Annotated in this window: 23 protein-coding genes; 10 read left to right on the top strand and 13 right to left on the bottom strand. The window is 60.5% G+C overall.

Annotated elements, in window-relative coordinates; all coding sequences use genetic code 11:
• Positions 1-219 precede the first annotated feature (219 nt).
• Genes rpsQ through rpsJ form a run of 11 tightly spaced genes read right to left on the bottom strand, consistent with a single transcriptional unit; the run spans position 220 to position 5,484 of the window.
• Positions 220-501 carry a 30S ribosomal protein S17 gene (gene rpsQ / locus B0E55_RS10305; RefSeq protein ID WP_003941020.1) on the bottom strand — a complete coding sequence of 94 codons (282 nt, stop codon included), beginning with the start codon at positions 499-501 and terminating at the stop codon, positions 220-222.
• The gene (rpmC, locus tag B0E55_RS10300) at positions 498-734 is read right to left on the bottom strand and encodes a 50S ribosomal protein L29 (RefSeq protein WP_003940734.1); all 237 of its coding nucleotides are present in this window, start codon (positions 732-734) and stop codon (positions 498-500) included. Before rpmC ends, rpsQ begins: the two co-directional genes overlap by 4 nt.
• Entirely contained in the window at positions 734-1,150 is a 417-nt protein-coding gene (gene rplP / locus B0E55_RS10295; RefSeq protein WP_003940899.1) for a 50S ribosomal protein L16, read from the bottom strand. Before rplP ends, rpmC begins: the two co-directional genes overlap by 1 nt.
• Before the next feature lie 3 nt (positions 1,151-1,153).
• A complete protein-coding gene (rpsC, locus tag B0E55_RS10290; protein ID WP_003941003.1) occupies positions 1,154-1,960 on the bottom strand; it encodes a 30S ribosomal protein S3 in 807 nt (268 codons plus the stop codon).
• Complete coding sequence (gene rplV, locus B0E55_RS10285) at positions 1,960-2,364, bottom strand: 50S ribosomal protein L22 (RefSeq protein ID WP_003940717.1); 405 nt, start codon at positions 2,362-2,364, stop codon at positions 1,960-1,962. Before rplV ends, rpsC begins: the two co-directional genes overlap by 1 nt.
• Complete coding sequence (gene rpsS, locus B0E55_RS10280; protein ID WP_003940820.1) at positions 2,361-2,642, bottom strand: 30S ribosomal protein S19; 282 nt, start codon at positions 2,640-2,642, stop codon at positions 2,361-2,363. Before rpsS ends, rplV begins: the two co-directional genes overlap by 4 nt.
• A gap of 13 nt (positions 2,643-2,655) precedes the next feature.
• Complete coding sequence (gene rplB / locus B0E55_RS10275; RefSeq protein WP_003940895.1) at positions 2,656-3,492, bottom strand: 50S ribosomal protein L2; 837 nt, start codon at positions 3,490-3,492, stop codon at positions 2,656-2,658.
• A 39-nt stretch (positions 3,493-3,531) separates the two neighbouring features.
• The gene (rplW, locus tag B0E55_RS10270; protein ID WP_003940990.1) at positions 3,532-3,837 is read right to left on the bottom strand and encodes a 50S ribosomal protein L23; all 306 of its coding nucleotides are present in this window, start codon (positions 3,835-3,837) and stop codon (positions 3,532-3,534) included.
• On the bottom strand, positions 3,834-4,508 hold the full coding sequence (gene rplD / locus B0E55_RS10265; protein WP_003940723.1) for a 50S ribosomal protein L4: 675 nt from the start codon (positions 4,506-4,508) through the stop codon (positions 3,834-3,836). Before rplD ends, rplW begins: the two co-directional genes overlap by 4 nt.
• Complete coding sequence (gene rplC / locus B0E55_RS10260) at positions 4,505-5,161, bottom strand: 50S ribosomal protein L3 (protein ID WP_003940826.1); 657 nt, start codon at positions 5,159-5,161, stop codon at positions 4,505-4,507. Before rplC ends, rplD begins: the two co-directional genes overlap by 4 nt.
• Before the next feature lie 17 nt (positions 5,162-5,178).
• Entirely contained in the window at positions 5,179-5,484 is a 306-nt protein-coding gene (rpsJ, locus tag B0E55_RS10255) for a 30S ribosomal protein S10 (RefSeq protein ID WP_003938093.1), read from the bottom strand.
• Positions 5,485-6,059: 575 nt separating this feature from the next.
• Between rpsJ and B0E55_RS10250 the strand changes: the two genes are divergently transcribed.
• The 5 genes from B0E55_RS10250 (at position 6,060) to B0E55_RS10230 (ending at position 11,098) form a co-directional block, all read left to right on the top strand.
• Positions 6,060-6,536 (top strand): hotdog fold domain-containing protein, encoded by a 477-nt coding sequence (locus tag B0E55_RS10250; RefSeq protein ID WP_003940943.1) that lies wholly within the window; start codon positions 6,060-6,062, stop codon positions 6,534-6,536.
• Between the two features lie 85 nt (positions 6,537-6,621).
• A complete protein-coding gene (locus tag B0E55_RS10245) occupies positions 6,622-7,146 on the top strand; it encodes a chorismate mutase family protein (protein WP_019747551.1) in 525 nt (174 codons plus the stop codon).
• Complete coding sequence (gene pabB, locus B0E55_RS10240; RefSeq protein WP_080909665.1) at positions 7,143-9,227, top strand: aminodeoxychorismate synthase component I; 2,085 nt, start codon at positions 7,143-7,145, stop codon at positions 9,225-9,227. The genes B0E55_RS10245 and pabB overlap by 4 nt, the downstream gene beginning before the upstream one ends.
• 8 nt (positions 9,228-9,235) lie before the next feature.
• Positions 9,236-10,114 carry a prephenate dehydrogenase dimerization domain-containing protein gene (locus B0E55_RS10235; RefSeq protein ID WP_080909664.1) on the top strand — a complete coding sequence of 293 codons (879 nt, stop codon included), beginning with the start codon at positions 9,236-9,238 and terminating at the stop codon, positions 10,112-10,114.
• Between the two features lie 6 nt (positions 10,115-10,120).
• Positions 10,121-11,098 carry a diiron oxygenase gene (locus B0E55_RS10230; protein ID WP_080909663.1) on the top strand — a complete coding sequence of 326 codons (978 nt, stop codon included), beginning with the start codon at positions 10,121-10,123 and terminating at the stop codon, positions 11,096-11,098.
• Positions 11,099-11,219: 121 nt separating this feature from the next.
• Here B0E55_RS10230 and B0E55_RS10225 read toward each other — a convergent pair whose 3' ends face one another.
• Positions 11,220-12,077, bottom strand: coding sequence for a glycosyltransferase (locus tag B0E55_RS10225; protein ID WP_020906890.1), 858 nt, complete (start codon positions 12,075-12,077; stop codon positions 11,220-11,222).
• A 404-nt stretch (positions 12,078-12,481) separates the two neighbouring features.
• Between B0E55_RS10225 and B0E55_RS10220 the strand changes: the two genes are divergently transcribed.
• The 5 genes from B0E55_RS10220 to B0E55_RS10200 all read left to right on the top strand — a co-directional run bounded on the left by B0E55_RS10220 (position 12,482) and on the right by B0E55_RS10200 (position 17,316).
• Complete coding sequence (locus tag B0E55_RS10220) at positions 12,482-13,453, top strand: ATP-binding cassette domain-containing protein (protein ID WP_029254910.1); 972 nt, start codon at positions 12,482-12,484, stop codon at positions 13,451-13,453.
• Positions 13,450-14,313: an ABC transporter permease gene (locus B0E55_RS10215; RefSeq protein WP_020906888.1), complete on the top strand. Its 864-nt coding sequence runs from the start codon at positions 13,450-13,452 to the stop codon at positions 14,311-14,313. The genes B0E55_RS10220 and B0E55_RS10215 overlap by 4 nt, the downstream gene beginning before the upstream one ends.
• On the top strand, positions 14,310-15,170 hold the full coding sequence (locus B0E55_RS10210; protein ID WP_029254908.1) for an ABC transporter permease: 861 nt from the start codon (positions 14,310-14,312) through the stop codon (positions 15,168-15,170). Before B0E55_RS10215 ends, B0E55_RS10210 begins: the two co-directional genes overlap by 4 nt.
• 118 nt (positions 15,171-15,288) lie before the next feature.
• Positions 15,289-16,326, top strand: a complete 1,038-nt coding sequence (locus B0E55_RS10205) for an alpha/beta hydrolase (protein WP_020906886.1) — start codon at positions 15,289-15,291, stop codon at positions 16,324-16,326.
• Between the two features lie 87 nt (positions 16,327-16,413).
• Positions 16,414-17,316, top strand: a complete 903-nt coding sequence (locus B0E55_RS10200) for an esterase/lipase family protein (RefSeq protein WP_029254907.1) — start codon at positions 16,414-16,416, stop codon at positions 17,314-17,316.
• A gap of 172 nt (positions 17,317-17,488) precedes the next feature.
• Here B0E55_RS10200 and B0E55_RS10195 read toward each other — a convergent pair.
• On the bottom strand, positions 17,489-18,609 hold a 1,121-nt coding region (locus B0E55_RS10195), incomplete at its 5' end, for a thioesterase domain-containing protein (RefSeq protein WP_241896045.1).

Here is an 18,609-nt window from a genome sequence, read left to right as displayed (position 1 = left end):
AGCACCGTTCGAGCTGCGCACGTGAAGACACACCTCTGCCACAGGCAACCGTTCTATTGTAGGGAAGGGTTCACCGAATACCAAATCAGCCGTACTCGACGCAACTCGAACCCTTCGCCCGGAAAGCCCCGAAAGCCCCCGGAAAGCCGAATGGCCCACTCCCCCAAGGGGAAGCGGGCCATTCGGTGATACTCGATCAGCTCGAGGATTCGATCAGGCTTACTTGGCCTTTTCGAGGACCTCGACCAGACGCCAGTGCTTCGTCGCGGACAGCGGACGGGTTTCCATCAGCTGAACGCGGTCGCCGACGCCGGCAACGCCGTTCTCGTCGTGCGCCTTCACCTTGGTCGTACGGCGGATGATCTTGCCGTAGAGCTTGTGCTTGACGCGGTCTTCGAGCTCGACCACGATCGTCTTTTCCATCTTGTCGGACACGACGTATCCGACACGGACCTTACGGCTCGCGCGCTCTTCTGTGCTCACTGCTTTTTCCTCACTCATGCCGCGTCACCTGCATCCGGACCCACAGCGAGTCCGAGCTCACGCTCACGCAGGACGGTGTAGATGCGCGCGATCTCGTGACGAACGGTGCGCAGTCGTCGGTTGTTGTCCATCTGGCCGGTAGCCATCTGGAAACGAAGGTTGAAAAGCTCTTCCTTCGACTCACGGAGCCGGGTGACCAGCTCGTCTTCACTGAGCTCGCGGAGCTCTGCTGCTGGGGTTCCAGTAGCCATCAGAACTGCTCCTCTCTGGTCACGATCCGGCACTTGCACGGGAGCTTGTGCATCGCGCGGCGCAGGGCCTCACGAGCAATCTCCTCGTTGGGGTATGTCATCTCGAACAGAACGCGTCCGGGCTTGACGTTGGCAATCCACCACTCGGGCGAACCCTTACCGGAACCCATTCGGGTTTCGGCCGGCTTCTTCGTGAGGGGGCGATCCGGGAAGATGTTGATCCAGATCTTGCCGCCACGCTTGATGTGCCGAGTCATGGCGATACGAGCGGACTCGATCTGCCGGTTGGTGATGTAGGCAGGCTCGAGAGCCTGGATGCCGTAGTCACCGAAGGTCACCTGGGTACCGCCCTTGGCGGCACCCGAACGGCTCGGGTGGTGCTGCTTGCGGTGCTTGACCCGCCGTGGGATCAACATGCGTCAGCCCTCCTGATTCTGTTCAGTTGCGGGAGCATCGGCGGTTGCGGTCGCTGCGCGGCCGGCCTCGGTGCTGGTCGCAGTGGTACCGGTGGCACCGGAACGACGCGGACGGCTCGGACGCTCACGACGCGGGCGATCCCCGGCCGGTGCGGCCGTGTTGGCGGCGAGCTCACGCTTGCCACCGACGATGTCGCCCTTGTAGATCCAGACCTTGACGCCGATGCGACCGAAGGTGGTCTTGGCCTCGTAGAGGCCGTAGTCGATGTCCGCACGAAGCGTGTGCAGCGGCACACGGCCTTCGCGGTAGAACTCCGACCGGGACATCTCGGCGCCGCCGAGACGACCGGAGCACTGAACGCGGATTCCCTTGACGTTGGGCTGACGCATGGCCGACTGGATGGCCTTGCGCATTGCACGACGGAAGGCAACGCGGTTCGAGAGCTGCTCGGCCACACCCTGTGCGACGAGCTGTGCTTCAGCTTCTGCGTTCTTGACCTCGAGGATGTTCAGCTGAACCTGCTTGCCGGTCAGCTTCTCGAGCTCGGAGCGGATGCGATCGGCTTCGGCGCCGCGGCGGCCGATGACGATGCCCGGACGTGCAGTGTGGATGTCCACGCGAACACGGTCACGGGTGCGCTCGATTTCGACCTTCGCGATTCCTGCGCGCTCCATGCCGGTGGCGAGGAGCTTACGGATCGCGACGTCTTCCTTGACGTACTCCGCGTACTGCTTGTCTGCGTACCAGCGAGACTTCCAGTCGGTGGTGATGCCGAGACGGAAGCCGTGCGGGTTGATTTTCTGGCCCACTACTGAGCACTTCCCTTCCGGCGATTACGGGTCGATGTTCCGGTCTTCGGCAGGCTCTCCACGATCACGGTGATGTGACTGGTGCGCTTGCGAATACGGAACGCACGTCCCTGTGCACGCGGCTGGAACCGCTTGAGGGTCGCGCCCTCGTCCACGAACGCCGTAGCAACGACAAGCGTGCTGGGGTCGAGGTCGAGGTTGTTCTCGGCGTTGGCTGCTGCGGAGGCGATCACCTTGGCGACCGGCTCGCTCGCTGCCTGCGGCGCGAACTTCAGGATGTTCAGGGCGTCTTCAACCGAGCGCCCGCGGACCAGGTCCACAACTCGACGTGCCTTCATCGGCGTAACGCGAACGTGCTTCGCTACAGCCTTGGCAGTCGGGTTGGCGGTTTCGGTGTTGCTCATCGCCTCTTCGCCTTCCGATCATCCTTGATGTGACCCTTGAACGTGCGGGTCGGTGCAAACTCTCCGAGCTTGTGTCCGACCATGGAGTCGGAAACGAACACGGGGACGTGCTTGCGGCCGTCGTGAACTGCAAACGTGTGGCCGATGAAGTCCGGGATGATTGTCGAACGACGGGACCAGGTCTTGATGACCTGCTTGGTTCCCTTTTCGTTCTGTACATCCACCTTCGCGAGGAGGTGGTCATCGACGAACGGGCCCTTCTTAAGGCTGCGTGGCATCCTTCACTCCCTCCTAGCGCTTGTTCTTGCCGGTGCGGCGGCGACGGACGATCATCTTGTCGCTTGCCTTGTTCTTGCGGGTACGGCCTTCAGGCTTACCCCACGGGCTGACCGGGTGGCGTCCACCTGAGGTCTTGCCCTCGCCGCCACCGTGCGGGTGGTCGACCGGGTTCATCACGACACCACGAACGGTCGGGCGCTTGCCCTTCCAACGCATACGGCCGGCCTTGCCCCAGTTGATGTTCGACTGCTCGGCGTTGCCGACCTCGCCGACGGATGCGCGGCAGCGCACGTCGACGCGACGGATTTCACCGGAAGGCATACGCAGCGTGGCGTAGCTGCCTTCCTTACCGAGGAGCTGGATGCTGGCGCCTGCGGAACGAGCCATCTTGGCTCCGCCGCCGGGACGCAGTTCCACACCGTGGATGGTGGTACCAGTCGGGATGTTGCGCAGCGGCAGGTTGTTGCCCGGCTTGATGTCGGCGCCTGCACCGGACTCGACCGGTGAACCCTGCACCAGGCCCTTGGGGGCGATGATGTAGCGCTTCTCACCGTCTGCGTAATGCAGGAGTGCGATGTTTGCTGTGCGGTTGGGGTCGTACTCGATGTGAGCGACCTTTGCCGGGATGCCGTCCTTGTCGTTGCGACGGAAATCGATCAGTCGGTATGCACGCTTGTGTCCGCCACCCTTGTGACGGGTGGTGATACGACCGTGTGCGTTACGTCCACCGCGACCGTGCAGCGGGCGAACCAGCGACTTCTCGGGGGTTGACCGAGTGATCTCGGCGAAGTCCGAGACGCTCGAGCCACGACGGCCCGGTGTTGTCGGCTTGTACTTACGGATTGCCATGAGTCTTCTCGTCCTCTATGTCTCGTCAAGTCCCGGCGCTTACGCGACCGGTCCTCCGAAGATCTCGATGGGCTTGCTGTCAGCGGACAGGGTCACGAGCGCGCGCTTGGTGTCCTTGCGCTTGCCGTAACCGAATCGGGTCCGCTTACGCTTGCCCTGACGGTTGGCGGTGTTGACGCTGGTCACCTTGACGCCGAAGACCTTCTCGACGGCAATCTTGATCTGCGTCTTGTTCGAGTCCGGGTGCACCAGGAAGGTGTAGGTGCCTTCCTCGATCAGTCCGTAGGACTTCTCGGAGATGACCGGAGCGAGCAGGATGTCGCGGGGGTCAGCGATGGTGCTCACTTGGCGTCCTCCTTGTTCTGAGCGCTCTCTGCGGGCCCGTGGATGAACGCGTTGAGTGCCTCGACGCTGAACACGACATCGTCTGCATTGAGCACGTCGTAGGTGTTGAGCTGGTCGGGTGCAATGGGATGCACGCCTTCCAGGTTCTGCACGCTCTTCCAAGCGGCTACATCCTGGCGACCCACGACGAGCAGCAGCTTCTTGCGATCCGAAATCTCGCCGAGGAACGCGATTGCGCCCTTGGTCGAAGGCGTCTGCCCTGCAACCAGTTCGGTGATGACGTGGATGCGCTCGTTGCGTGCGCGGTCAGAGAGGGCTCCGCGAAGAGCGGCTGCCTTCATCTTCTTGGGGGTGCGCTGGCTGTAGTCACGCGGCTGCGGGCCGTGAACGGTTCCGCCGCCGACGAACTGCGGTGCGCGAGTCGAGCCCTGGCGTGCGCGGCCGGTGCCCTTCTGGCGGTACGGCTTCTTGCCACCGCCGCGGACGTCGCCGCGGGTCTTGGTGGAGTGGGTTCCCTGACGAGCAGCTGCGAGCTGCGCGACGACAACCTGATGGAGAAGCGCGATGTTGGCCGGAGCGTCGAAGATCTCAGCGGGGAGATCGACGGTGCCGTTGGTCTTGCCGCCGGCGACCTTGACGTCCAGGGTCAACTTGGTCTCGGTGCTGGTCATGCCCGTGCACCACCCTTCACTGCACTCTTGACGATCACGAGGCCGCCCTTGCGGCCGGGGATCGCACCCTTGATCAGCAGCAGGCCGTTCTCGGCATCCACCTTGTGGACCGAGAGGTTCTGCGTCGTGATGCGGTCGCTACCCATGCGTCCGGACATGCGCATGCCCTTGAACACGCGGCCGGGAGTTGCACAGCCACCGATGGAGCCCGGGCGGCGGTGAACAGCCTGGGTACCGTGCGACGCGCCCTGTCCCTTGAAGCCGTGACGCTTCATGGTTCCGGCGAAGCCCTTGCCCTTGCTGGTTCCGGTGACGTCGACGTATGCGCCGTCCTCGAAGACCTCGGCGGTGAGCTCCTGGCCGACCTCGTAGTCGGAGGTGTCCGCAACGCGGAGCTCCACTACGTGGCGACGCGGGGTCACACCAGCCTTGGTGAACTGGCCGGAAGTCGGCTTGTTCACCTTGCGCGGGTCGATGGCGCCGAACGCGAGCTGAACGGCGCTGTAGCCGTCACGCTCTTCGGTACGGATCTGGGTTACGACGTTCGGCCCAGCCTTCACGACGGTGACCGGGACAACCCGGTTGTTCTCGTCGAAGACCTGGGTCATGCCGAGCTTGGTGCCCAGGATTCCCTTGATCTTGGTATCAGTCATTGTTTTTGTCTCCGCCGTCACTGAATGTTCACGTCGACACTGGCCGGAAGGTCGATGCGCATGAGCGCGTCAACCGTCTTCGGCGTCGGGTCGAGAATGTCGATCAGCCGCTTGTGAGTACGCATCTCGAAGTGCTCGCGCGAGTCCTTGTACTTGTGCGGCGAGCGGATGACGCAATATACGTTCTTCTCGGTCGGCAACGGCACAGGTCCAACGACGCGGGCACCCGTACGGGTTACCGTCTCGACGATCTTGCGCGCTGACGCGTCGATCGCCTCGTGGTCGTAGGCCTTGAGCCTGATGCGGATCTTTTGTCCCGCCACGCTTAGTGTCCTTTTCTTGCCGCGTTTCGTAGCCCGCCTGGTCAGGCTCGAGCTACCTCGTCTGCACAGTCCTTGCCTGGACGATGACACGACGAACACTGAAGCGATCGGGACCAAGTCCGAAAGTTCGGAAGACCGTGTTAGCGGTAAACCGAGCATCGGATCAGATCAGGATCTGCTGCCGCTGTTCGTTTGTCATTGTTCTCCGGTACACGCGGTCGGGCGTGTCGCCTTCTCACTCATCCTGCGCCGGACAATCTTTCGATCATCTGGCGCGTGATGCGTACCGGACGTGTTCGATGTCGAACACAAAGTAGGTACTGCTTCCGTCCTGCATTACTTCTCGTCTTGCATGTCTTGCATGGTCACAGTCGTTGACCCGATTACCCTGACGGGATCTGCGATCGATCGTCTGTGACGTCTTACCCTTACCCGATCACGGCCGCAAACGACCGCGTCCCGGACAAGGCAACCCGACCAGTATGCCGTACCTGGCCCGATTCCTCAACTCCCCCGAACCAGCCTTTCCGAGTGAGCTGCGCGACAACAACCTTACTCAGAAGTAAGATAGTCCGATGACTACTTCCAGCCCCACCTATCGCGGATGGCAGAAATTGCCGGACAACGCCCTCGGACATGCAGTTTTCTCGGCGGCGATGTCCATTCGCGTGCCCTACTTCGCCTCCGTTCTCCCCCGGGTGACCAAGTTGGAACCGGGCCTGTGCGAGGTCCGCTCCCCCAAATGGTGGGGCGTCCACAACCATCTCGGCACCTTTCACGCGATCGCAGCATGCAATCTCGCGGAGGTCGCAATGGGCATGCTGAGCGAAGCGACGGTTCCGAACTCGCACCGCTGGATCCCCAAGTCCATGAAGGTCGACTACCTCGCCAAGGCCGAGACCGGCCTGCGGGCGGTCGCCCGACTCGAGACTTTGCCGGACTTCGCGGCGATCGAGAGTGGCACGGAACTTCTCGTTCCCATCTCGATCTTCGACCGGGGCGGCAAGGAAGTAGTCCACGCCGAAATCACCACCTGGGTCTCCCCCAAGTAGGCACTCACGAACCCGCCTGCATCGCAACCTGATTCGCCCGCCAAGCAGGTTTCGCAGAATTAGGCACCACCGCAGGTTTCGGCGAATGACGATCGTGGAACACCTCCCCGAACGGCGATGGTCGGTCGGGGTGCCGGTGTCCGGAGGTGGGTTGCGTTCCGGGCACCACATTGTCGACCTCGCGTCACGCCGAGCACCGGGAGGCCTCGTGGAAGAGTTCTTGACCACAACGAGTTCCGAAGCAGGCACGCAGACCTCGTCGTATCCGGACGAGGCCGAGGGATTGGACAGCTTCCGGCGCGACCTCGACGCCATCGACGCTCTACTTCTCGAGACGGTGCGGCAGCGGCTGGAACTCTGCCTACGCATCGGCGAGTGGAAGCGCTCCCGCGAGGTTCCGATGATGCAACCCGGCCGCGTCCGCCTCGTGCAGGAGCGGGCGCGTGAATTCGCCCGTAGACACGACCTCTCCCCCGACTTCTTCAACGCCCTGTACGAGCTGATGATTGCCGAGACCTGTCGACTCGAAGACCTGGTGATCAACGCACCTGTTGAGGAGGAGGACACTGTTCGGGAATCCGTCGGACCGAGATCAGGATCATCGACATGAGTTCCCGCACCCTTCTGGTGGACAATTACGACTCGTTCACCTACAACCTGTTCACCCTGTTGACCGAGGTCAACGGGGTTGTGCCGACCGTGGTCCGCAACGACGCGGATTGGGATTCCATCGATCTCGCGTCATACGACAACGTGGTCATCTCCCCAGGTCCCGGCCGGCCGGATCGCGACCGTGATTTCGGAATCAGCCGCCGTTTCATCGAAGAAGCGCCTCTCCCACTTCTCGGTGTCTGTCTCGGCCACCAGGGCCTGTGCGAGTTGTTCGGCGCGGACGTGGTCGTTGCGCCCGTACCGATGCACGGCCGAATTTCGCTGATCGATCACGACGGCTCGGGCATCTTTGCCGGACTTCCGTCGCCGTTCCGAGCTGTTCGCTACCACTCGTTGACCGTCGAGAATCTGCCGAACGCCTTCGTTCGTACCGCGTGGACGTCCGACGGACTGCTCATGGGTGTCCGGCACCGGACCAAGCCGATGTGGGGCGTTCAGTTCCATCCGGAGTCCATCAGTACCGAGTTCGGCATAGATTTGCTCGCGAACTTCCGCGATCTGTCCGTCGGACGCACTCTGGATTCGGTGATCCGACCCGAACCGACTTCGCAAACACCCGACCTGCGGCCGGCGATCAACTACGACGTCGACGACGTGATTCTCGATTTTGCAGTGGACCCGTCTGCGGCCTATGCAGCACTGTTCGCCGACGGTCCGAACGCGTTCTGGCTGGACCGCGCGGCAACCGCAGAGCCGAGTGCGCGCTTTTCGATTCTCGGCGATTCGTCGGGGCCGCTGGCCGAGTTCGTCACGTACGACGTGCAAGCCGAGGCACTGACTGTCAGCCGAAAAGGCTTGTCCGACGAGCACATTCGAGTTCCGTTCTTCGATTACTTGGACGCACAACTCGCGACGCGCTTCGTGCCCTCGCATCCGGAACTCGACTTCAACCTCGGCTACGTGGGCTACCTCGGCTACGAACTGAAAGCACAGACCGGAGGAAGGGCAGTCCATCCGGCACCCACTCCTGATGCCGCTCTGGTGTTTGCCGATCGCGCCGTCGTCATCGATCACACCGTCGGCCGCACTCACGTTTTGAGGTTGCGCGAGAAAGTCCGGGACGCCGGCTATGACGATTGGCTCGAATCGACCGTCGACACCTTGGCGCGGATCGGCGCGGACCTTCCGGAACGCACCCCGGTTCCGCTGATCAGCGACACCGTCTGGACGCAGGCTCGCCTTCGGCATGATCGCGATCAGTACCTGTCGTTGATCGGAACGGCCCTCTCGGAGATCCGGGCAGGTGAGTCCTACGAGGTGTGTCTGACCAACATGGCGAGCGTCGACGAGACGATCGATGCACAGCAGGCGTTCGAGTATCTGCGCTCGATCAATCCGACGCCGTACAGCGCACTTCTCGACTTCACCGGCATCTCGGTGGTCTCGGCCTCGCCTGAGCGGTTCCTTCGTGTCGACTCGGACGGCAACGTCGAGTCCAAGCCGATCAAAGGGACCCGTCCGCGCGGCGTCACCCGAGCGCGTGATGCTGCGCTACGGCAGGACCTGCTCGACAGCGAGAAGGACCGCGCCGAGAACCTGATGATCGTGGACCTCACTCGCAACGACCTCACCAAGGTCTGCGTTCCGGGAAGTGTCCACGTTCCGAGGCTGTTCGCGATCGAGTCGTACTCGTCCGTTCACCAAATGGTGTCGACGGTGCGTGGACATCTGAGCCCGGGGTCGTCGGCGGTGGACTGTGTCCGCGCCGCGTTCCCCGGCGGATCGATGACAGGTGCTCCGAAGGTACGAACGATGGAGATCATCGACCGCCTCGAATCCGGCCCACGTGGGGTCTACTCGGGATCGATCGGGTACTTCGCCCTCGGTGGCGCCGCAGACCTCTCGATCGTGATCCGGTCGCTGGTCTGCACCGAGAGCGGCGTGACCTTCGGAATCGGTGGTGCCATTACAGCGTTGTCCGACCCGGAAGAAGAATTCGACGAGACCACGGTCAAGGCGTCCACTCTGCTCCGTGCACTCGATGCGGTGTCCTCGCGGGTCCTCGAGTACGGCGGGTAGATCCAGCCATGACGGCGGCATCAGGCACAGCGACGGTTGTCGGCGGGCTGGGTGCCGTCGGATCCATGTTCGTCGAACTGCTTCGCGGCGGGGGGTCGACGGTCACCGTCGTCGACCCAGCAGGCAGCGATCCTGACGGAGATGTAGTCGTCGGAGACATAACGAAACCCAGTGACCGGGTCCTCGCACACGTGGAGTCCTCGAGCGTCATCGTGCTCGCCGTTCCCGAACAGGTCGCTCTAGCCGCACTACCGAGCCTTCGAACATCCGGCGCTCTCGTTGTGGACACGCTGTCGGTCAAATCGCGGATGGACGCAGCAATCGCCGACGCCGGCCGAGTAGGGGAGTTCCTCGGACTCAACCCCATGTTCCGTCCGTCGCTCGGCCCACGCGGTCGGGCCGTCATCGCAGTGCCGTACGTCGACGGTCCGCAGTCCGCCAGATTCCTCGACGTCGTGCGCTCGTGGGGAGCGTCGGTCGCGGTGATGGACGCCGATCGTCACGACCGGTTGGCCGCGGCTACCCAGGTTCTGACACACGCGTCGGTGCTGGCTTTCGGCGTTGCCCTGGCCGAACTCGGAGTTTCTGCGGACGAACTCCTCTCGGTCGCCCCTCCCCCGCATCGGACCTTGCTCGCGCTCCTGGCGCGGATAGCCGGCGGCGAACCGGAGGTGTACTGGGACGTACAAGCGGGCAATCCGTATGCAGGTGCGACACGAAAAGCACTGTTCGATGCCACCTCACAGGTGGACACGGCGGCCGAGACGCTCGGCGACTTCATGACGCTGATGAAATCCGCCGAGGCAGCGCTCGACGATCACTCCGGCGAATTGAACGCGGAGTGCCAGAGCTTGTTCGATCGCATTGCCGAAGGGCACAGAGAGTAGGGAACGATGAGACCTGGAGTGAGTCCGCCCAGCCTCCCGGAGTACGACGCCTCGGATCCGGTCGAGAGTGCAATCGTCAGTCGGCTTGCGAGCAATTGGGCGCGCCGGGCAACCGTGAAGAAGGCGGAGCCGGAACTGGACGATCTCTTCGATTCGTCGTTGTCCGACTACCCCGAAACACTTCTCCCGTGCGCGGAGCATCCGACCTACCTGGCATTGAGTCCCGAGCAGAAGCAACGCCTGCAAGCCTGGGCATGGATCGCGTTCAACAAGAACGTCATGGACATCGAGAAGTACGTCGTCAATCCCGGCTTCGACGTTCTCGCCGAAGACCGACTCGGCGTCGGACTCGGAGATTGGGCTGCAGTGGCCGTCAATCAGGCGATGGTCGACGAGCAATATCACACGCTCATGCACTTCAATGCCAGTTCAGCGACCCGTCGAGGCAGGGGCTGGGCGCTTCCGTCGAAGGCACTGCCAGACGTCCTGACGGTCCGCACGCGGGCGCAAGCCCTCGACGCAGCCGAGGGGCCTCGCAAGATCGCCCTGACACAGTTGGCGTTCATGACCGTCGCCGAGGTGTCGATCACCGCATACCTCGACCTGATCTCGGATGACCCGGGCGTGCAGTCGATCAACCGCGCGACGATCCGGTTGCACGCTCGCGACGAGTACTGCCATGCCTCGATTGCCGGGGAACTAGCCGTGTTGGTCTGGGATTCCCTGGATCGTGGAGATCGCAGCTATTTATTGGAAGGTTTCGAGGACGCGATGCGTGCGTTCAGCGGGACCGACTTCGGCGCGTGGCGAGCAATCATGGAAATTGAAGCCATACCTGGAGGACGGAAGATGCTCGATGATGTCGCATTGGAACCGCGCAACGAACTGTTCGTGCAGGACTACAGTGGAATAACGTCCCTGGTCCAAAAGCTACAAGTTGCACCGGAAGTAACAATCGCAGCGGAAAAATATTCCGCCAGTTAATCCCGTGCAATAAAAGAAATAGTTCGCAACGAACCCGAACCAGTAATTGTCCGCAATTATCGGGCACTCCCGATTATTCAGCTAAACACGAGCATTCTCGAATAAATACCGGACGGATTTATCAAGAAAAGACGGGAAGATCCCGCGCCCGCTGCCTCCGACCCAAGACCCGAGAAGAGAGTTGTCCGGAATTCTTGTCATACATTCGATAAAGAGGCCACAAGATTGCATGCAGAATACTGTCCGCTGCGATCAAGAATGTTAACTTCCAATTCGATACACCATGATGCTCGAGGGTTTTCTTCGATGCTCGATTATATCGTGCATACACGCGCGGCGAACTAACTCCACGCCTACCCGAAACCTTTGCGGCCATGCTCGAGATCTGTCCCACTGCGCAACGAACATGCGCCATGCAGAGGGATAGGTCGATATCCTCGTGAATGTCGGTTCGATCGCTGACCGCATCCCTAACGGCCAACCAAGCCGACCGACGCATCGCCATGTTACTGCCTGGAACTGCAACAACGGGCCGAACTGCCCCCTGGGCCCCGCGACCGAGTCGCCAATTCGTCCATCGGCGCTGAAGGCCGGCGATCGGAGATTCATAAAGGTAAGTCAGGCCAGTTACGCCCGAGAAATCGTCGCGACGCTCGAAGAATTCGTGAACCGCAACGGCCCAGTTTTCCCCCACGATCGTATCCGCGTCGATACGTCCGATAATTTCTCCACTAGCCGCGTCAAACCCTTTGTTTCTCGCATGCACCACCCCGGGTCGGGATTCTTTGAGAAGCCGAACCTTGGGACAACTACTTTGATACTTCTTGATCAACTCGGAAGTGTTGTCCGAGGAATTATTGTCAACGACGATGATTTCGTCGACATATTCACCTTGAGCAATGAGCGCTTCGATGCACGTTTCGATGTATTCAGATTCATTAAAAGCCGGAACAACCACCGACAACGTCGCGTTCGCCATTTCCCAACGGTATCGCGAATCTCCCCACAAGACATTGAGCAGCGGGCCCAGAGGACCAACCGGAAGGAATCGGGGGACTTTCGTCACCGGTCAAATCAAAGACCTCCGGTCCGCGCAACCGAATACCCACCTGCGCAGATGCGTTGAAAATCCATTTGGTCATTCGTTCAATTAGAGGAGATCTTTACGTTACAAAGAATATTTGTGATTCTTGCCACAAGGTGAAATCGAAGGTGAGAGTTGCTGGCAGGAGCCAAATACCCCCTCTCACGCGTCCGATTGCCCGAGTGTCGGTTTGACCCTCCGGTAACATCTGAGCGGAGATCACGGATAGAAGACAGAAGGCATCTGTGCGCCCGTCGGGAGCGCGTGCCCGTTCCGACAATGCAGACAGCGGAGTGTTGATGCCCTTTTCCACGGACGCAGCGGTACTAGTGGAGGACGTACACAAGTCCTTCAAGAACGTGCACGCGCTGCGAGGGATCAACTTCACCGCCCCACGTGGGACAGTGCTCGGCATCTTAGGTCCCAACGGCGCAGGCAAGACAACGACGGTGAAGGTCCTCTCCACGCTCATTCGTCCCACCAGTGGACGCGCGATGGTGGCCGGCTACGACGTCGTGCGCAACGCTCCAGAGGTTCGACGCTCCATCATGATGACCGGGCAGTTCGCCGCCCTGGACGATTCTCTCACCGGCCGCGAGAACATCGAACTGTTCGGCCGCTTGATGGGACTCGACAGGATGTCGGCCAAGGTACGCGCCGCCGATTTACTCTCGCAGTTCGACCTCGTCGAGGCAGGATCTCGCGTTGTCCGGAACTATTCGGGAGGTATGCGTCGACGGATCGACATCGCCTGTGGGCTCGTCGTTCGCCCCGAGGTGGTTTTCCTCGATGAACCGACGACCGGCCTCGATCCGCGAAGCCGTCAGAGTGTCTGGTCACTGGTTCAATCTTTGAAGGAGCAGGGCATCACGGTGCTCCTGACCACCCAGTATCTCGAGGAAGCGGATCTCCTGAGCGACAACATCATCGTCATCGACAAAGGCGCGGTTATCGCTGAGGGGACTGCTGATCAACTGAAGGCTCGGACTGGCGCGAGCTTTTGCGAGATCGTGCCTTCAGACCTCAAGCAGTTGGCCCACGCGGTCCACGCTCTAGGAAATCTGGTGCCCCGAGACTTCCGCTTCGACCTGGCACAAGAGAGCGGCCGAATCGCTATCCCCGCGCCCGTCGGCGCCGGAACGCTCTCTGAAGCACTGCGCCGTCTCGATCATGCTCGGATACCGCTTGCCGACATCGCACTTCGCCGCCCGTCACTCGATGATGTCTTCCTCGCACTCACTGGCGAGCAGCATGTAAGTGGGACAAAGTGACGACAACAACCAAATTCGGGGTCGATCAGGTGGCTGTCCGTGGAGACACGCGCAGCAAGATTGCAGTCCCTGACGCCTTGAGCGTTGGCAAGCACCGCCGACCACATCCGTCAGCGATCAATCAGTGGTGGGTGTTGACGGCACGCACCGTCAAATCGATGGTGAAGCGCTATGAACTGCTCGTTGCAGTCATCGCACCGCTGATTTTCACGATCGGGTTCTACCTTCCTCTGAAGTTCGTCATGCAACTTCAAGGGATCAACTACGCGCAGTTCCTGATGCCGATCATCGTGCTGCAAGCCATGGCATTCACATCGATCTCGGCTGCTCAGATGTCGTCAACCGAATCAATCACCGGATTCAGCAACCGGATGAAAACCATGCCCGTCGTCGGCCCGATTCCGCTGCTGTCCCGTCAATCCAGTGGGTTCGTCAGATCAACAGTCTCGCTTGCTGCCGCATTGGCGTTCGGCCACTTGATCGGTTTTCGATTCTCAGCAGGAATCGGACAGGCCATCCTGTTTTGCGCGGTCGCCTTGGCGTTCAGCACCTGCTTGTCCTTCGCCGGTGATGCGATCGGCTCACTGTCGAAGAGCCCGCAGGCCACCAGTCAAGCGCTGACATTGCCACAGTTGATTCTGGGGATGTTGTCCTGCGGTTTTGCGCCCGAGACTGGCTTTCCCGAATGGATTCGGCCGTTTGTACGCAATCAACCGGTATCGCAGTTTTCATTCGCCATGCGTGATCTTGCGCAAGGCGGGGTCACCTGGAGCGTCCTCTTTCCCGTCGTTGCCTGGACTATCGGCTTGATCGTCGTGTTCGCGCCACTCGCGTTCTGGGCAAGTATGAGGCGGTCATGAGCGAGCCGACAGATCGATTCATGGCTGTAGTCCGCCCGGTCGAGGGGTTCAACTTCCCTTACCCAGACAATGCGCTCCCCGAGAACTCGTTCAAGGCGCTGGTCGTTCACAGTGGAATTCAGGCCAAACGCCTGTTGCTCACCTGGCTGCGCGATCCATCGACCGCTATTCAGGCCCTCATTTACCCAGCATTCATGCTGCTGATGTTCCGGGTCGTATTGGGCAATTCGATTACGGCAGCAACCGGCCAGTCGAGTATTTTCGGGACCGTTCCACTGATCATCCTCGTCGGCGCAATGTTCGGGTCGATTGCAAGTGCGGTCGGTCTCAAAGGTGAACGCGCGTCCGGACTACTGAGTCGATTCTGGACGTTGCCTGCGCACCGCGCCTCTGGCCTCGTCGGACGCATGATCGCAGAAGCAGTCCGAGTTCTCCTCACGTCAATCGTGATTCTCGGCGTCGGCTACCTGTTGGGGTTCCGATTCAATCAGGGCCCGCTCGCGGCCTTTGCGATCTTGGCGTTGCCCGTCATTTTCGGCGTCGGTTTTGCCATGATGGTGACGGCCCTGGCCACGGTTTCCGACAACTTGCCGCTCGTCGAAATCGTATCCATCTCGTGCACACTGTTGATGTTCTTCAATTCCGGCTTCGTCCCTGTGATGGCCTACCCGAAGTGGCTTCAACCGGTGGTGGCAGAGCAACCGATGTCCGTCGCGATCGACACGATGAGAGGGCTGTCGCTAGGGGGTCCTGTGGCGGAACCCCTCGTCAAGACGCTGCTCTGGTCCTTCGGCATGATTCTCGTCTTCGTCTACCCAGCGATTCGGGGATACCGACGCGCCGCGGCGATGTCGTAACGAATACAGACCGCAAACCGACTTCACAATTCGAGAAACAAGTGGCACCAGGGATGAGCATCGATGTACCCGTGCCACGCAACGAGAGGTATCTAACTTGACGCGTACAAGGCAGTCCATGTGGAGGCGCGCTACCGGTGTCGCCGCGGTGACGATGGTGTGCGCTCTGGTTCCGGCCGGTATCGCAACTGCGTCACCTGTCGCTCACCAGGGCGGCGGAGATTCGGTGGAGTCCGTCACGAGTGGTTCTTACGTCGTCTCAGTCGAGCAAGTGAACGATCGCCAAAAGATCGTGAATGTATACGCCGCGTCGATGGACCGCGTTGTTCCAATTCAGGTCATCACTCCTGCCGATGACTCCGCACCCCGTCCCATCCTGTACCTGCTCAACGGCGCCGGTGGTGGACAAGATTCGGCTACTTGGGAGTACCAGACCGACGTCGTCGACTTCTTCCAGGACAAGAACGTCAACGTCGCGACGCCAGTTGGTGGCCGCCTGTCGTACTACACCGACTGGGAGAAGGAAGACCCGAAACTTGGTAAGAACATGTGGAGCACTTTTCTGGGTAAGGAGCTCCCTCCGTTGCTGAACAAGCAACTTGGCAGCAATGGCGAACAGTCCATTGCCGCAATCTCGATGTCGGGCACTTCTGTGCTCAACCTGGCGATCGAGTACCCAGGCTTTTACAACTCCGTTGCCGCATTCAGCGGATGTGCCCAGACCAGCGATCCGCTTGGCCAGCAGTTCGTCAAGACCACCACGGAGTGGATCGGCGGCGTTGACGACGTACAGAACATGTGGGGTCCGTTCGACGGCCCCGGTTGGCGGGAGCACGACCCGCTTGTGAACGCTGAGAAGCTGCGTGGCACACAGATTTACATGAGCACCGGCAGCGGGCTCCCCGGTTTCCCCAATGACACCCCTGCAAATCCGCGCATCCAGGACGGTCGCGCTGCGATGTTCGACCAGATCGTTGTCGGCAGCCCGATCGAGCTTGCAACCAATCTGTGTACCTCCAACATGGCGAAGCGGCTCTTCGAACTGAATATTCCGGCAGTAGTGGATTTCCGTCCAACAGGTACCCATTCATGGGGCTACTGGCAGGACGATCTACACAAGTCCTGGCCATTCATCGCACAGTCTCTGGGCGTCTGATTCAAGTGCCTCGTGCTGGCTTCAACTCCAGCGCGAGGCACCGTTTAGCATCATGGGAGGAATGTAGCGGTGCGGTTCATTCGGATCATGCTGGTCGTACTCGGAACTTGCTTCCTGCTGTCAGGCACCTCCGTCAGCGCCCTAGCGGATGATCATGAGCCCAGCCCCGGTTTCGCCACTATGGGTCCATCGCCGGCCGGTTCGAACAACTGGAATTGCATTCCGAGCGCCGAGCATCCTCGTCCGGTAGTTCTCATCCACGGAACAACCGCGAACATGGTTGATACATGGGCTGAACTTTCCCCGCAACTTGCTGATCTCGGCTATTGCGTATTTGCACTCAATTATGGAGGCGCACGGGAAATCTTCAATCCCAATGCTCTCCAATGGGGTATCAGGGACATTGCGACTTCAGCGAAAGAGCTTGCAACCTTCGTTGATTCAGTTCGCCGTTCTACGGGTGCAAGCCAGGTGGATCTCGTAGGCCACTCCCAAGGGGGAGTCGTCGCTCGCCAGTACCTGAAGTTCGACGGTGGTTCGACTCCGGAAGATCCGTCGAAAAACGCCGTCCATTCTCTGGTCACCCTCGGCGCTACCAACCACGGCACGACCTTCGGCGGCTTGCAAGCGAACGCTAAACAACTGTCAGATATGGGACTTCCCGGAGACCTCTTGGTTCAGGCGATCTGGGGACCAGCCGGTGTTCAACAACTTCAAGGGACACCACTGTTGGCTGAGCTCAATGCGGGCTCGGAAACCCAACCGGGAGTTACGTATACCGTGATCGCGACCGCTCACGACCAGATTTCAACCCCTCCGGAAGCTTCGTTCCTTACCGCAGGCCCCAATTCTGTTGTCAACAACATCTGGGTCCAGGATGGCTGCCCAGGCAACACTGCCTCGCATGCGGGTCTGGTCCGTGATGCGCATTCGTTGGACCTCGTAAAATCCGCGCTCGATCCGGAATTCACGCCGATCCCCTGCGCATAGCTGACTCAGACGTCGCGACGGTCGCCGCAGAAGTTGAAATCGCACACTCGACAACCTCCGATCGACAAGCGTGTGCTGTCACGGGCGAACATGACCTCCTACACGGCCAGTCGGGAAGAGCGAAACATACGAGCCTGGCCATCGCCCGACCAGGCTCGTATGCGCCGACTGATCAATCAGCGGCGCCACCGCGCAACACACGCTCAATAATCAGCCCGATAGCGCGAACGCCTTCAGGAGACATCATTTCCAGGTGGTGAACGTCGACCAATTCATCCGTCAGTCCTCCGTGCGCGTACGGACCCCAAACCTTGTCGGCTTGCTTTGCGCCCGAACGATCCAACGAACTCACGAAAGTGATCGGCCCCCCGAACGACTGCGGCCGATGGGCGTTGATCAGCTTCGCCGAAATCGCAATGCTTGTGAGCAACCGTTTGATCGCAGACGCATCGAGTCCGATTCTCTCTCCGTCGACAGCCGCCAAGATCTCTGCTGACCTCTCGACCGACAATTCATCGAGACTTTCGTTCTCGCCGAAGACAATCCCTATTGCAGCCAACTCAGCGCGCACCTGGACAGCATGCTCTGATTCGTCGCGTGTCTCCGGCGAACCGTCCAGCAAGATCAACGCCTCAACGATCTCGCCTCGCTCCTCCATCTTCGCCGCAACCGCTTGAGCGATGATCGCGCCGAGCGACCAACCGAGAATTCGGTACGGGCCTGACTGCTGAACCCGGGTGATCTCGTCCACGTAGCGATCTGCGTAATCGTCAAGGGATCGTCCCTGGAATGCCTCATCAGTCAGAACTGGGCTCTGCAACCCATAGAGCGGAATCGAACGGTCCACAACTGCCGCCAACGGTGCAAAAGGCCACGCCAGTCCAACGAGTGGATGAACACAGAACAACGGCACATCGCTCCCTGTCGTTCTCAGCGGCAGAAGCGTTCGTAGTGCATCATCGGTTTTCGCATCGAAGCCCACCCGAATTCCGAGCGCAATCCGTTCTGCAAGTTCGCTGACCGTCGAAGTCGCGAAGATGAGTCGCAGTGGGACCTCCACGGAAACTGCTGCGCTCAGCCGAGCTGCAACCCTCGCTGCGACCAATGAGTTGCCACCCAACTCGAAGAAGCTATCGTCCGCCCCGATTTCCTCGACACCGAGAATCTCCGAAAAGACGCTTGCGACAAGTAGTTCAGCTTCGGTAGAGGGAGCCCTGAACACCGCGGCCTCGAACACCGGCTCCGGCAACAACTTCCGATCCAACTTCCCCGAAGCATTCAACGGCAACGCAT

It is taken from the genome of Rhodococcus sp. 66b (genome assembly GCF_002076325.1).
Classification (GTDB): Bacteria; Actinomycetota; Actinomycetes; order Mycobacteriales; family Mycobacteriaceae; genus Rhodococcus_F; species Rhodococcus_F erythropolis.
This window is presented reverse-complemented; position numbering and strand designations above follow the sequence as displayed.

Bases quoted from the DNA above. Each gene is read 5' to 3' on its own strand.
- B0E55_RS10250 (WP_003940943.1), top strand. From the start codon at position 6,060: ATGACTACTTCCAGCCCCACCTATCGCGGATGGCAGAAATTGCCGGAC.
- rpsS (WP_003940820.1), bottom strand. From the start codon at position 2,642: ATGCCACGCAGCCTTAAGAAGGGCCCGTTCGTCGATGACCACCTCCTC.
- rplD (WP_003940723.1), bottom strand. From the start codon at position 4,508: ATGACCAGCACCGAGACCAAGTTGACCCTGGACGTCAAGGTCGCCGGC.
- rplB (WP_003940895.1), bottom strand. From the start codon at position 3,492: ATGGCAATCCGTAAGTACAAGCCGACAACACCGGGCCGTCGTGGCTCG.
- rplC (WP_003940826.1), bottom strand. From the start codon at position 5,161: ATGACTGATACCAAGATCAAGGGAATCCTGGGCACCAAGCTCGGCATG.
- rpmC (WP_003940734.1), bottom strand. From the start codon at position 734: ATGGCTACTGGAACCCCAGCAGCAGAGCTCCGCGAGCTCAGTGAAGAC.
- B0E55_RS10235 (WP_080909664.1), top strand. From the start codon at position 9,236: ATGACGGCGGCATCAGGCACAGCGACGGTTGTCGGCGGGCTGGGTGCC.
- B0E55_RS10225 (WP_020906890.1), bottom strand. From the start codon at position 12,077: ATGGCGAACGCGACGTTGTCGGTGGTTGTTCCGGCTTTTAATGAATCT.
- B0E55_RS10200 (WP_029254907.1), top strand. From the start codon at position 16,414: ATGCTGGTCGTACTCGGAACTTGCTTCCTGCTGTCAGGCACCTCCGTC.
- B0E55_RS10245 (WP_019747551.1), top strand. From the start codon at position 6,622: ATGACGATCGTGGAACACCTCCCCGAACGGCGATGGTCGGTCGGGGTG.
- B0E55_RS10220 (WP_029254910.1), top strand. From the start codon at position 12,482: ATGCCCTTTTCCACGGACGCAGCGGTACTAGTGGAGGACGTACACAAG.
- pabB (WP_080909665.1), top strand. From the start codon at position 7,143: ATGAGTTCCCGCACCCTTCTGGTGGACAATTACGACTCGTTCACCTAC.
- rplP (WP_003940899.1), bottom strand. From the start codon at position 1,150: ATGTTGATCCCACGGCGGGTCAAGCACCGCAAGCAGCACCACCCGAGC.
- rpsQ (WP_003941020.1), bottom strand. From the start codon at position 501: ATGAGTGAGGAAAAAGCAGTGAGCACAGAAGAGCGCGCGAGCCGTAAG.
- rplV (WP_003940717.1), bottom strand. From the start codon at position 2,364: ATGAGCAACACCGAAACCGCCAACCCGACTGCCAAGGCTGTAGCGAAG.
- B0E55_RS10230 (WP_080909663.1), top strand. From the start codon at position 10,121: ATGAGACCTGGAGTGAGTCCGCCCAGCCTCCCGGAGTACGACGCCTCG.
- B0E55_RS10210 (WP_029254908.1), top strand. From the start codon at position 14,310: ATGAGCGAGCCGACAGATCGATTCATGGCTGTAGTCCGCCCGGTCGAG.
- B0E55_RS10205 (WP_020906886.1), top strand. From the start codon at position 15,289: ATGTGGAGGCGCGCTACCGGTGTCGCCGCGGTGACGATGGTGTGCGCT.